The organism is Maribacter luteocoastalis (assembly GCF_048890225.1).
In the GTDB taxonomy this organism is placed as follows: domain Bacteria; phylum Bacteroidota; class Bacteroidia; order Flavobacteriales; family Flavobacteriaceae; genus Maribacter; species Maribacter luteocoastalis.
In genome coordinates this window covers 75803-88165 of the sequence record NZ_JBMFZG010000012.1, presented here as the reverse complement: position 1 = coordinate 88165, position 12363 = coordinate 75803, and the positions used below count along the sequence as shown (strand labels likewise).

The following is a 12363-nucleotide window of genomic DNA, read 5'->3' as shown; positions in this document are numbered from 1 at the left end:
GTATTTTATTGGTGTATTGAGTAGATGCACTCTTTTAAAAAAGTTGCGTCAAGTACCAAAAATTCAATCATTCGCTATCTGAAAAACCAACACCGTGCTTGTACATAAAATACATGGGTACTTTAGACAGCATCGCAGTAAAAAATATGCCTACACAACATAATAAAACACCTAGCTCCGCAATAATTGATAGCACTATGATTAAACCAAAAATCACGAACCAGTTTTTATTTCCCAATTCAAAACTGGCTTTTACGACTTCCAATGCAGATAGCTCCTCTTTAAACGCTATGAAGGCTGGAAATAAGGACATAGGGACCACTAAATAAATCATTCCAATACCGCAGGTAAATACACCAACCAAAGTTAATCCCAACATTATCAAGGATACTATTACTATTCTACCGAGCCTCCCTTGTTTAAAAAAATAGAAATAATCATCGCTTCCAACTTCATTTAAATCATTTTGTTTGCATATTCTTAGAAAGGCCGCATTTAAGGCCATTCCAAATGTCATAACACCAATGGAAACAATTGGCACAAGAACAAACATACTAATGATAACCATTACTGGTGGTTCCTCGCTTTTAAATATTTCCGGATCTGTAATGCCAGCGGCCAACATAGGAATGTAAATCATTAAATAAAAAGGCAAAACAGTTACCATGGTAAGTAGTAAAACTATAAATCCTTGTAACCATATTTTTTTGAACAAGTCTATTGACTGACTGAATATAACACCAAACTCAAGGCGTTCCCTCTCTTTTATTTTTTGAATAGTTGTTTCAAATTCCATAGTCACTCATAATTTTTGGTCCATATTTTTATAAATGTAGCCTAAATTTAAGCTAAAATAAACTGCCAACTTGTCATATTTTTGAATATAATGGTATCTTTACCGCCCCAATAGATATTTGGTTTAGTATATGGAGAAAACAATTGACGAAGCTATACAAGGTTCTACTTTACAGACAGAAAATAAAAACATCAATAAACGAAATTTGTATATTGAGAGTTACGGCTGTGCCATGAATTTTTCCGACAGTGAAATAGTGGCGTCCATCCTTGCCACCGAAGGTTTCAATACCACACAAAACCTAAATGATGCGGACTTAGTTTTAGTAAACACATGTTCTATAAGGGACAAGGCCGAACAGACCATTCGCAAGAGATTAACAGAATATAATAAGGTGAAGAAAACCCGGCCCCATTTAAAAGTTGGTGTACTAGGGTGTATGGCAGAACGCATAAAGGATAAGTTACTAGACGAGGAAAAAATCGTGGATATGGTCGTTGGTCCAGATGCCTACAAAGACCTACCCAACCTTATCAAGGAAGTAGACTCCGGTCGAGATGCCGTAAACGTAATCCTATCCAAGGACGAAACCTATGGCGATGTTGCACCGATTAGGTTAAACTCCAATGGTGTTACAGCATTTGTATCCATAACCCGTGGCTGCGATAATATGTGTACTTTTTGTGTAGTTCCTTTTACTAGGGGCCGAGAACGTAGTAGAGACCCACACTCGATTCTTGAGGAAATCAATGAACTTTGGCAGAAAGGATATAAAGAAATAACGCTTTTGGGCCAAAATGTAGATAGCTATTTATGGTATGGCGGCGGTTTAAAAAAGGATTTTGAAAAAGCCTCTGAAATGCAAAAAGCTACAGCTATTACTTTTTCAAATTTATTGGAAATGGCCGCATTGGCACAACCTAAAATGCGTATTCGATTTTCTACTTCCAATCCTCAAGACATGACACTGGATGTGATTAAGGTTATGGCCAAATATAACAATATCTGTAATCATATTCACCTACCAGTTCAAAGTGGCAGTAATCGCATCCTTAGCGAGATGAACAGATTACATACCATTGAAGAATACTTTAAATTGATTGATGACATTAGGGAAATTTTGCCAGATTGTGCTATTTCACAAGACATCATATCAGGCTTTCCTACCGAAACAGAAGAAGACCATAAGGCCACTTTAAAAACTTTGGACTATGTTAAGTATGATTTTGGATACATGTACGCCTATTCTGAAAGACCTGGTACCATGGCTGGTAGAAAAATGAAAGATGATGTGCCAGAATCTGTTAAAAAAAGAAGATTATCAGAAATAATTGCATTACAAAGGGAACATTGCAGATATAGGACAGAAAAACATTTAGGAAAAGTACAAGAAGTGTTAATTGAAGGGCCTTCAAAAAAATCTGACCAACAATGGATGGGGAGAAACTCCCAAAGTACCGTAGTAGTTTTCCCAAAAGAAAAGTACCAAATCGGGGATTTTGTGAACGTTAAAATAAATGACTGTACTTCCGCTACGTTAATCGGTGAAGCTATAGGGCATTCCCCAAATAATTAATTTTTCCACAATTAAGAGAAAAGTTACATGGAAAATATACAAAGTATAAAACAGCGTTTTGAAATTATTGGGCAAGACCCAAAATTAAACAGGGCCATAGAAAAAGCCATTCAAGTTGCGCCAACAGATATTTCAGTACTTGTTACCGGAGAAAGCGGTGTTGGTAAGGAATCCATTCCTAAAATAATACATTCCTTATCCCACAGAAAACATGCAAAATATATTGCGGTAAACTGTGGCGCTATTCCAGAAGGCACTATAGACAGTGAACTCTTTGGTCACGAAAAAGGAGCCTTTACCGGAGCCACCCAAACCAGAAGTGGTTATTTTGAAGTAGCGGATGGCGGTACCATTTTCTTGGATGAAGTTGGGGAGCTGCCCCTTACCACACAGGTACGCCTTTTGCGTGTACTTGAAAATGGGGAATTTTTAAAAGTAGGATCATCACAAGTTCAGAAAACAGATGTTCGTATTGTCGCAGCAACAAACGTAAATATGTTCGATGCCATTAAAAAAGAAAAGTTCAGGGAAGATCTGTACTATCGCTTGAGCACGGTAGAGATAAACATTCCACCGTTACGTGAAAGAAAGGACGACATACACCTATTGTTCAGGAAATTCGCATCGGATTTTGGACAGAAATACAAAATGCCCACAATAAGACTAGAGGATGATGCTATAGAATTGCTATTAAAATTCAGATGGCCAGGCAACATTCGTCAGTTAAGGAATATCGCCGAACAAATTTCTGTTTTAGAAGAAAAAAGATCCATCTCTGCAGCTACACTTAATAGTTATTTACCTCATTATGTAGGCTCTAATTTACCCGCAGTAGTTAGTTCCACTAGTTCTAAAAGTGATTTTAGCAATGAACGGGAAATACTCTATAAGGTATTGTTTGACATGAAAGGAGATCTTAATGATCTTAAAAAACTCACCATGGAGCTTTTAAAGAACAATGATTCCCAAAAAGTACAGAAAGAAAACGAGAATCTAATTCGAAAAATTTATGGTGAAGATGATGACATCGAACAACAAGATGCATCCTTAGAAGTATTACAGTTACCAGAACCACCTTTAGAAAGAACTTTTAAACCAACTGTTCAAGAAGACAAATACCATTTTGCAGAGGAAATTCAAGAAGAGGAAACCTTATCTTTACAAGAAAAGGAAATCGAATTAATTAAAAAATCCCTAGAAAGAAATAAAGGCAAAAGAAAAGCCGCAGCTTCAGAATTGGGCATTTCTGAACGAACGTTATACAGGAAAATTAAACAATACGACTTATAGGATCGTTGACTGGTGAAATTAGAAAAATGAACAAAACAATTACAATTTTAACACTTTTGTTTTCATCACTACTTTTAAATAGTTGTGGGATTTACAATTTCACAGGTGGTAATGTAGGGGACGCGCAAACCTTTCAGGTAAATTATTTCCAAAATTACGCTACACAAAGCCCTGGATCTACTTTTGAACCAGGAATGGACCGTGATTTCACCTTAGCATTACAAGATCGAATTTTAAACCAAACAAGTTTAGACCTGGTTAATAATGGCAATGCAGATTTACTATACGAAGGGGAGATAACGGAATATAGGATATCACCCATGTCTGCCACAGCACAACAGACTGCTAACCAAAACAGACTTTCAATAAGGGTAAAGGTTCGTTTTTACAATAAGACAAAAGAAGATGCCGACTTTGAACAGAGCTTTTCCTTTTTTTATGATTATCCCGCCAACTCTCAGTTAGCAGCTGTTAAAAGTGAAGCACACGAGGTAATCTTTGAACGTATAACCCAGGACATATTTAACACATCACTTGCAGATTGGTAAACTACAATGACAATTACTGATTTTACATATCTCTTAGAAAACCCTCATAAGGTAAAGGACCCTCTACAAATCAAACAGTTGGAGGACATCATAGATGAATATCCTTATTTTCAAGCAGCTAGGTCACTTCATTTAAAAGGTTTAAAAAATCTAAACAGTTACAAATACAACAAAACGCTTAAAATCACCGCCGCCTATACCACAGATCGCGATGTTCTTTTCAACTTTATAACCTCAAAGGATTTTCTACACTACAATAAAAAAAACTCAGTTTCAGATACCGTTACAGCACAAGAGGCCAAAACTTTTGATAAAGTTGAACAAAAACCGGTGTTAATAGAAGAATCTGAGGACAAGCCATTACCTCAAGACAAAGAAGACGCCGAACAAATATTAGACCCTGAACTATTTAAATCTAAGGCACCTCTTAAAGAAGTTAAAGAAACTTTGGAACTAGGGCAGCCCCTTACGTTTGATAAAAAAGAAAAATACTCTTTTACAGAATGGCTACAACTAGCCTCTAAAAAACCAATTGAAAGGGGAGAAAAAAATGTTAAGGATAGCACTGAAAATAAGAGAGCACCTCTAAAAAGCATTGTCCAAAAACAAAATTTTGATAGGATTGATAAATTTATTGCCCAAAACCCCAAAATAGTCCCTAAAGCAAGTCCACAATCAACTATTGATGTAAAAAGCTCTATTAAATTGGACAAAAATGAGCTTATGACAGAGACACTTGCACGTGTATATCTTGAACAAAAAAAGTATAAAAAAGCAATACAGGCCTATAAAATTTTAAGTTTGAAATATCCGGAAAAAAGTGGTTTCTTTGCAGACCGAATTAAAGCGGTAGAAAAAATTCAACAAGAAAACAAATAAGTAATAATGAGTACATTTTCAATATTCTTGATCCTTATTATCATCGTCTGCTTTTTGCTGATTTTGGTAATTATGGTACAAAATCCAAAAGGTGGCGGATTATCATCTTCCTTTGGCGGTGGTGGAAATCAAGTTGTAGGCGGGGTAAAGAAAACCGGCGACTTTTTAGACAAAAGCACATGGACATTGGCAGGTTTGTTGGTTATATTGATACTAGCATCAAACATTGCACTTAAAGGAAACTTTGGAGAGGCAGATTCTAGACTTTTACAAGGTGATGATCTAGAAACCACTGTACCAGAGACACTTCCCGAAGAAGTCACACCTCCAACAACCAATGAGGCTACACCTTCAGATAGTTTATAAAAAAATCAAATTACACGCTTACAAATGCCAGCTTATGACAAGCTGGCATTTTTATTTTACAATATGTCAGTTTTATTGCAATGGCATAATTTCTGACTGTTAAAGATGAAACTTAAAAAATCAATTTAAAATTTTAATACTATGGCTAAAGTAAATATCAAACCATTGGCAGACAGAGTTCTTATTGAGCCAATGGCAGCTGAAACAAAAACTGCTTCAGGAATCTACATTCCAGATACGGCAAAAGAAAAACCGCAAAAAGGAAAAGTTGTTGCCGTTGGACCTGGAACAAAAGACGAAAAAGTTACTGTTAAAGTTGGCGATACCGTACTTTATGGTAAATATGCCGGTACAGAATTAAAACTTGAAGGGACCGACTATTTGATGATGAGAGAGAGCGATATACTTGCTATCATCTAATTAAAATCCAACAACAAACACAGCTAATTAGTCACACTAAAGCCTATTAGCTGACCTTAAAAATTAAATCATAAAAATATTTCAGAAATGGCAAAAGATATAAAATTTGATATTGATGCAAGAGACGGCCTTAAAAGAGGTGTTGATGCATTGGCAAATGCAGTAAAAGTTACATTGGGACCAAAAGGTAGAAATGTAATTATCAGTAAATCATTTGGGGCGCCACAAGTAACCAAAGATGGTGTTACCGTTGCAAAAGAGATAGAATTAGAAAATCCTCTTGAGAACATGGGTGCACAAATGGTAAAAGAAGTTGCCTCCAAAACTAATGATTTGGCAGGTGATGGAACTACAACTGCAACTGTTTTGGCACAAGCTATTGTAAAAGAAGGTTTAAAAAACGTTGCTGCTGGCGCAAACCCAATGGACCTAAAAAGAGGTATTGATAAAGCTGTAGAAGCCATTGTTGCAGATTTGGCCAAACAAGCTAAAAAAGTTGGTGATTCTTCTGAGAAAATAAAGCAGGTAGCTTCTATTTCCGCTAACAACGACGAGACTATTGGTGATTTAATTGCCCAAGCTTTTGGAAAAGTTGGAAAAGAAGGTGTTATCACAGTTGAAGAAGCTAAAGGTACAGATACCTATGTAGATGTTGTTGAAGGAATGCAGTTTGACAGAGGTTACCTTTCACCATATTTTGTAACCGACTCAGAAAAAATGGTTGCCGAATTGGAAAACCCTTACATCCTATTGTTTGACAAGAAGATTTCTTCAATGAAAGATTTACTTCCTGTATTGGAGCCGGTAGCACAATCTGGGAAACCATTATTGATTATCGCCGAAGATGTTGATGGTGAAGCATTGGCCACCTTGGTAGTAAACAAATTAAGAGGTTCATTAAAAATAGCCGCAGTTAAAGCCCCTGGTTTTGGAGATCGCAGAAAAGCAATGTTAGAAGATATAGCTATCCTTACAAAAGGTACCGTTATCTCAGAAGAGAGAGGTTTTTCTTTGGACAATACTACGATTGACATGTTGGGTACCTGCGAGAAAGTACAAATAGATAAAGACAATACTACTATTGTAAATGGTGGTGGTGTTGCCAAAGACATTAAAACACGTGTTAATCAAATAAAATCTCAAATAGAGACTACTACATCTGATTACGATAAAGAAAAGTTACAAGAACGTTTAGCTAAATTAGCTGGTGGCGTTGCTGTTCTTTATGTTGGTGCTGCCTCTGAAGTTGAGATGAAAGAGAAAAAAGACCGTGTAGATGATGCCTTACATGCAACTAGAGCTGCAGTTGAAGAAGGTATTGTTGCGGGAGGTGGTGTTGCTTTAGTTAGAGCCAAGTCCGTTTTAGCCAAAGTAACTACCGACAACGAAGATGAAGCCACTGGTTTGCAGATTGTAGCACGCGCTATTGAAGCACCTATTAGAACTATCGTAGAGAATGCAGGTGGCGAAGGTTCCGTGGTTGTTGCCAAAATACTTGAAGGCAAGGGCGACTTTGGTTATGACGCAAAATCTGAGAAGTATGTAGAAATGACCAAAGCAGGCATCATTGATCCTAAGAAAGTAACTAGGGTTGCATTAGAAAATGCTGCTTCCGTTGCAGGCATGATCTTAACTACCGAGTGTGCTTTAACAGATATTAAGGAAGATGCTCCAGCTGGCCCTCCAATGGGCGGCGGCGGAATGCCAGGCATGATGTAACCTATAGTACGATTAGGCAATTATTCGTTTGATTGCTTAAATAAATTTTAATGAAACCGCTCTTGAAAATTCAAGAGCGGTTTTTTATTTAATCCCCTTTATAAACAAAAAACCACCTTTAGTTTAAAAAGGTGGTTCATTGGTCCAAATGTGTTAGGCTTATCTTATAAACCTACACCAACTACTTCTTTCTAGGAGCAGCCTTTGGAGCAGCCTTTTTGCCTGCTTTTGCAGGTAGAGGCTTTGCAGCTGGTTTCCCAGCTGATTTTGATTGTGCCATTATTTTCTAATTTAAAATAAAACTTAAGCTAATGTATTTCAGATTTTGATCTGTGATATTTTTGTTAGGTAAATTTTAACTAAAATAGTTTAAGCCCAAGCAATATGGAATTACTACCATTTGAAAATCAATGTTTTAACTTACAATAAACATATCAAGACAACATTTTAAAAGCCATGAATAGCATTCTGGTGTTCTTAATACATTTAGCTTCGGTCAAAAGTGGTTTTAACATAGTACCCAAACACTCACATCGAATACTTTTTTATGTATAATTTAAGCCTTATGGTATTGTAAGTCTTGCTTTAAAACTCGACTTTTGACACATACTATAATTATTTTTCATGTTAGATAATTTACGCTCAAAGGTCATTAGCATTATTGACCAGGATAATACCGTAGTTGAAAAACTTCAAGCAATTTGTGACCTTTTAAAAGAAAATGTAGCTTATTATGACTGGGTGGGTTTCTATTTTAAAAATGGCGAGAAAGATGAACTAAAATTAGGGCCTTATTCGGGCGAACCAACAGATCATACCATTATTCCATTTGGAAAGGGAATCTGTGGGCAAGTTGCAGTCAGTAACCAGAATTTTGTAGTACCCGATGTAAAGGCACAGGACAATTATATTGCTTGCAGTATAACGGTAAAAGCAGAAATAGTGGTTCCATTATTTGTTAATGGCAAGAATGTTGGCCAAATAGATATAGATTCAAACACACCCGATCCATTTACAAGGTCAGATGAAAGGTTTCTTGAATTTATAAATGCTGAAGTGGCTAAAATTCTTTAAAACTTTTCATTTTTTGTTAATAACACAAATGCGTTTTTAACCCTAAAAAAATTACTTTTGTACGCTTACAATAGAAACCACTAAGCACATAAAATGAGTAGCATTAAAAAAGCATCATCGGCCCTAATTTCTGTATTCCATAAAGATGGTCTTGAACCGATCGTTAGAAAATTAAATGAGATAGGGATTACCCTATACTCTACTGGTGGAACAGAGAAATTCATTACTGATTTAGGTATTCCTGTAGTACCGGTTGAAGATGTCACCAGCTATCCATCTATTTTAGGTGGGCGTGTTAAGACCTTACACCCTAAAGTTTTTGGAGGCATTCTTAACCGTCAAGATAACGATAGTGATGTTGCCCAAATGGAGGAATTTGAAATTCCACAATTGGATATTGTTATTGTAGATCTATATCCTTTTGAAATGACAGTTGCCAGTGGCGCTCCAGAACAGGATATAATTGAAAAGATTGATATAGGAGGCATATCCCTAATTCGCGCAGCGGCAAAAAACTTTAAAGATGTACTATGTGTCTCTTCTATGGAGGACTACGATGAGTTTTTAAATGTTATTTCGGAAAATTCAGGAAAAACATCTCTTGAAACGCGTAAATTATTTGCAGCAAAAGCGTTTAATATATCCTCAAATTACGATTCTGCCATCTTTAATTATTTTAATCAAAACCATGATTTGGCCGCATTAAAAATAAGTGCGACCAAAGGTCAGGTTTTAAGATATGGGGAGAACCCGCATCAAAAAGGATATTTCTTTGGAGATTTTGATGCTATGTTCAATAAACTTCATGGTAAGGAATTATCGTACAACAATTTACTAGATGTTGATGCTGCGGTGAACCTAATGAGCGAGTTCAAAAACGACGACCCCACTTTTGCGATACTGAAACATAATAATGCTTGTGGGTTGGCCACAAGGAATTCATTGCACCAAGCTTATGTAGATGCTTTGGCAGGAGACCCTGTTTCTGCATTTGGCGGTGTCTTAATTAGTAATAAGGGCATTGATATAGCTACAGCAGAAGAAATACACAAGTTGTTTTGTGAAGTAGTGATTGCCCCAAGTTATGATGCTGAAGCCTTAGAAATTCTTAAAGGCAAAAAGAATAGGATTATTCTTGTTCAAAATGAAATTGAACTACCTCAAAACCAAGTTAGAACCTGTTTAAATGGCTTTCTCTTACAAGAGAAGGATGGAAAAACCGATACCATTTCAGACTTATCAAACGCCACTACAGGCACACCAACCGAAAGGGAACTTGAAGACTTATTGTTCGCTTCTAAGTTATGTAAGCATACGAAATCCAATACCATTGTTTTAGCCAAAAACAAGCAACTTTGTGCTAGTGGAACTGGGCAAACATCAAGGGTAGATGCCTTAAACCAAGCAATTCATAAGGCAGGTACATTTAATTTTGATTTAAATGGAGCTGTAATGGCGAGCGATGCATTTTTTCCTTTTCCTGATTGTGTAGAAATAGCGGGCAATGCAGGTATCACAAGTGTAATACAACCAGGAGGATCCATAAAGGATCAATTGAGTATTGATTATTGCAATGAAAATGGAATTTCTATGGTGATGACAGGCACGCGTCATTTTAAGCATTAATTTCACTATTTTTGTCGATGAAATACACCCCCTAATCCATAAACAAACAAACTTATATGGGATTTTTTGATTTCTTGACCGAAGAGATAGCCATAGATTTAGGTACAGCTAACACTCTTATAATTCACTTGGACAAAGTTGTTGTAGACAGTCCATCTATTGTTGCCAGAGATAGAATTAGTGGTAAAATAATTGCCGTTGGCAAAGAGGCCAACATGATGCAAGGCAAGACCCATGAAAACATTAAAACCATTAGGCCGTTAAAAGACGGGGTAATTGCCGATTTTGACGCCTCTGAGAAAATGTTGATGATGTTCATTAAGAATATTCCAGCATTAAAGAAAAAATGGTTTCCACCTGCATTAAGATTAGTCATTTGTATCCCTTCAGGTATTACAGAAGTGGAAATGCGCGCTGTAAAGGAATCTGCTGAAAGAGTAAACGGAAAAGAAGTTTATCTAATCCACGAACCAATGGCTGCGGCAATAGGAATAGGATTGGATATCATGCAGCCAAAAGGAAACATGATCGTGGATATAGGTGGTGGTACTACGGAAATTGCCGTAATTGCCCTTGGTGGAATTGTATGTGATAAATCTGTAAAGATTGCAGGTGATGTTTTTACAAATGATATTATTTACTACATGCGTACGCAACATAATCTATATGTTGGTGAAAGTACTGCCGAGGCTATAAAAATAGAAATTGGTTCGGCCACAGAAGATTTACAATCCCCACCAGACGAAAAATCTGTTCAAGGAAGGGATTTATTAACGGGAAAACCAAAACAAGTACAAATATCTTATCGGGAAATTGCCAAGGCACTGGATAAATCTATTTTGCGTGTTGAGGATGCCGTTATGGAGACGTTATCGCAGACACCTCCAGAATTGGCCGCTGATATTTACAATACTGGAATATATTTAGCAGGTGGCGGCTCTATGCTAAGGGGCTTGGACAGAAGATTATCACAAAAAACTGACTTACCCGTTTACATTGCCGAGGATCCTTTACGTGCAGTAGTTAGAGGTACTGGTATAGCACTTAAAAACTTAGAACGCTACAAAAGTATTTTGATTAAGTAATGTTTCTTTTCACCATCCTTAAATTTGGAGGGTTTTTTAAATAAGGAAAGAAGCATTTGAAAATTAGCAGTACATGCAACAGATTATTAACTTTCTGATAAGGTATAAGCTTTTTTTGCTGTACATTTTTTTGCTTTTTATTTCATTGCTTTTTACAATACAAACACATTCATATCACCAATCTAAGTATTTAAATTCTGCCAATTATTTCTCAGGAGGCATTTATAATATAACGAACAATCTTACATCTTACTTTAATCTTCGTGAAGAAAACAATACCCTTATTGAAGAGAATAGAAGATTAAGACACCAACTATACAACAGCAAAGATATAAGTAATAGTACTTATCCCACAGACAGTTCTAGTACATTTACCGTCGTTCAGGCTAAAGTTGTAAAGAATAGTTTTTCTAACCAAAGGAATTATATCACCATAAATAAAGGTAGTTCAGATAGTATACAACAAGATATGGGTGTCATTACCAATAAAGGAATTCTTGGTATTGTTGAGAACACTTCTAATCGTTTTGCAACAGTACAAAGCATCCTTAATGAAAATTCCAGCATCAACGCTAAAATTAAAAATTCAAATCACTTCGGCTCATTGGAATGGGACTCTAAAGATTATAATACTGTGCAACTAGTAGACATACCGAGATTGGTGTCCCTTACCATAGGAGATACTATTGTGACAGGTGCCATGAGTAGTATTTTTCCAGAGAATATTCCTATTGGGACCATTAAAAAATTTGATTTGGATGTTTCTAAAAGTTTTTATTTCATAGATGTTGCACTCTTTAATGATATGACAAATATTAAGAATGTATATATCGTAAAAAATAAAAAAAGAGAGGAAATCATAGAACTACAGGAGGAAACAATAGCCGATGATCAATAGTTCGTTTTTAACAAATAGTGTGCGATTTATTTTGCTTGTCCTAGTACAGGTATTGGTATTTAACCAATTAAATTTCTTTGGCTATA

12 protein-coding genes are annotated in these 12363 nt (G+C 36.1%); 11 read left to right on the top strand and 1 reads right to left on the bottom strand.

The window, feature by feature from the left end; genetic code table 11:
- Positions 1 to 67 precede the first annotated feature (67 nt).
- Positions 68 to 796 carry a hypothetical protein gene (locus ACOCEA_RS17065; protein WP_420757485.1) on the bottom strand — a complete coding sequence of 243 codons (729 nt, stop codon included), beginning with the start codon at positions 794 to 796 and terminating at the stop codon, positions 68 to 70.
- A 130-nt stretch (positions 797 to 926) separates the two neighbouring features.
- Here ACOCEA_RS17065 and miaB point away from each other — a divergent pair, with 130 nt between their 5' ends.
- The 11 genes from miaB (at position 927) to mreC (ending at position 12277) form a co-directional block, all read left to right on the top strand.
- On the top strand, positions 927 to 2372 hold the full coding sequence (gene miaB / locus ACOCEA_RS17060) for a tRNA (N6-isopentenyl adenosine(37)-C2)-methylthiotransferase MiaB (RefSeq protein ID WP_420757484.1): 1446 nt from the start codon (positions 927 to 929) through the stop codon (positions 2370 to 2372).
- A gap of 27 nt (positions 2373 to 2399) precedes the next feature.
- Positions 2400 to 3662, top strand: coding sequence for a sigma-54 interaction domain-containing protein (locus ACOCEA_RS17055; RefSeq protein WP_420757483.1), 1263 nt, complete (start codon positions 2400 to 2402; stop codon positions 3660 to 3662).
- A 26-nt stretch (positions 3663 to 3688) separates the two neighbouring features.
- Positions 3689 to 4210 carry an LptE family protein gene (locus ACOCEA_RS17050; RefSeq protein WP_420757482.1) on the top strand — a complete coding sequence of 174 codons (522 nt, stop codon included), beginning with the start codon at positions 3689 to 3691 and terminating at the stop codon, positions 4208 to 4210.
- Positions 4211 to 4216: 6 nt separating this feature from the next.
- Entirely contained in the window at positions 4217 to 5089 is an 873-nt protein-coding gene (locus tag ACOCEA_RS17045) for a hypothetical protein (RefSeq protein ID WP_420757481.1), read from the top strand.
- A 6-nt stretch (positions 5090 to 5095) separates the two neighbouring features.
- Positions 5096 to 5455 (top strand): preprotein translocase subunit SecG, encoded by a 360-nt coding sequence (gene secG, locus ACOCEA_RS17040; RefSeq protein ID WP_420757480.1) that lies wholly within the window; start codon positions 5096 to 5098, stop codon positions 5453 to 5455.
- 141 nt (positions 5456 to 5596) lie between these two features.
- Positions 5597 to 5875 (top strand): co-chaperone GroES, encoded by a 279-nt coding sequence (locus ACOCEA_RS17035; protein ID WP_099572506.1) that lies wholly within the window; start codon positions 5597 to 5599, stop codon positions 5873 to 5875.
- Positions 5876 to 5962: 87 nt separating this feature from the next.
- Complete coding sequence (gene groL / locus ACOCEA_RS17030; RefSeq protein ID WP_420757479.1) at positions 5963 to 7594, top strand: chaperonin GroEL; 1632 nt, start codon at positions 5963 to 5965, stop codon at positions 7592 to 7594.
- A 624-nt stretch (positions 7595 to 8218) separates the two neighbouring features.
- Positions 8219 to 8668: a GAF domain-containing protein gene (locus tag ACOCEA_RS17025; protein ID WP_420757478.1), complete on the top strand. Its 450-nt coding sequence runs from the start codon at positions 8219 to 8221 to the stop codon at positions 8666 to 8668.
- 93 nt (positions 8669 to 8761) lie between these two features.
- Positions 8762 to 10294: a bifunctional phosphoribosylaminoimidazolecarboxamide formyltransferase/IMP cyclohydrolase gene (gene purH / locus ACOCEA_RS17020; RefSeq protein ID WP_420757477.1), complete on the top strand. Its 1533-nt coding sequence runs from the start codon at positions 8762 to 8764 to the stop codon at positions 10292 to 10294.
- Between the two features lie 56 nt (positions 10295 to 10350).
- Positions 10351 to 11379 carry a rod shape-determining protein gene (locus ACOCEA_RS17015; protein ID WP_420757476.1) on the top strand — a complete coding sequence of 343 codons (1029 nt, stop codon included), beginning with the start codon at positions 10351 to 10353 and terminating at the stop codon, positions 11377 to 11379.
- A gap of 73 nt (positions 11380 to 11452) precedes the next feature.
- Positions 11453 to 12277 (top strand): rod shape-determining protein MreC, encoded by an 825-nt coding sequence (mreC, locus tag ACOCEA_RS17010; protein WP_420757475.1) that lies wholly within the window; start codon positions 11453 to 11455, stop codon positions 12275 to 12277.
- The last annotated feature ends 86 nt before the right edge of the window (positions 12278 to 12363 follow it).

Bases quoted from the DNA above. Each gene is read 5' to 3' on its own strand.
- mreC (WP_420757475.1), top strand. From the start codon at position 11,453: ATGCAACAGATTATTAACTTTCTGATAAGGTATAAGCTTTTTTTGCTG.
- groL (WP_420757479.1), top strand. From the start codon at position 5,963: ATGGCAAAAGATATAAAATTTGATATTGATGCAAGAGACGGCCTTAAA.
- ACOCEA_RS17035 (WP_099572506.1), top strand. From the start codon at position 5,597: ATGGCTAAAGTAAATATCAAACCATTGGCAGACAGAGTTCTTATTGAG.
- ACOCEA_RS17045 (WP_420757481.1), top strand. From the start codon at position 4,217: ATGACAATTACTGATTTTACATATCTCTTAGAAAACCCTCATAAGGTA.
- ACOCEA_RS17050 (WP_420757482.1), top strand. From the start codon at position 3,689: ATGAACAAAACAATTACAATTTTAACACTTTTGTTTTCATCACTACTT.
- miaB (WP_420757484.1), top strand. From the start codon at position 927: ATGGAGAAAACAATTGACGAAGCTATACAAGGTTCTACTTTACAGACA.
- ACOCEA_RS17025 (WP_420757478.1), top strand. From the start codon at position 8,219: ATGTTAGATAATTTACGCTCAAAGGTCATTAGCATTATTGACCAGGAT.
- secG (WP_420757480.1), top strand. From the start codon at position 5,096: ATGAGTACATTTTCAATATTCTTGATCCTTATTATCATCGTCTGCTTT.
- ACOCEA_RS17065 (WP_420757485.1), bottom strand. From the start codon at position 796: ATGGAATTTGAAACAACTATTCAAAAAATAAAAGAGAGGGAACGCCTT.
- ACOCEA_RS17015 (WP_420757476.1), top strand. From the start codon at position 10,351: ATGGGATTTTTTGATTTCTTGACCGAAGAGATAGCCATAGATTTAGGT.
- purH (WP_420757477.1), top strand. From the start codon at position 8,762: ATGAGTAGCATTAAAAAAGCATCATCGGCCCTAATTTCTGTATTCCAT.
- ACOCEA_RS17055 (WP_420757483.1), top strand. From the start codon at position 2,400: ATGGAAAATATACAAAGTATAAAACAGCGTTTTGAAATTATTGGGCAA.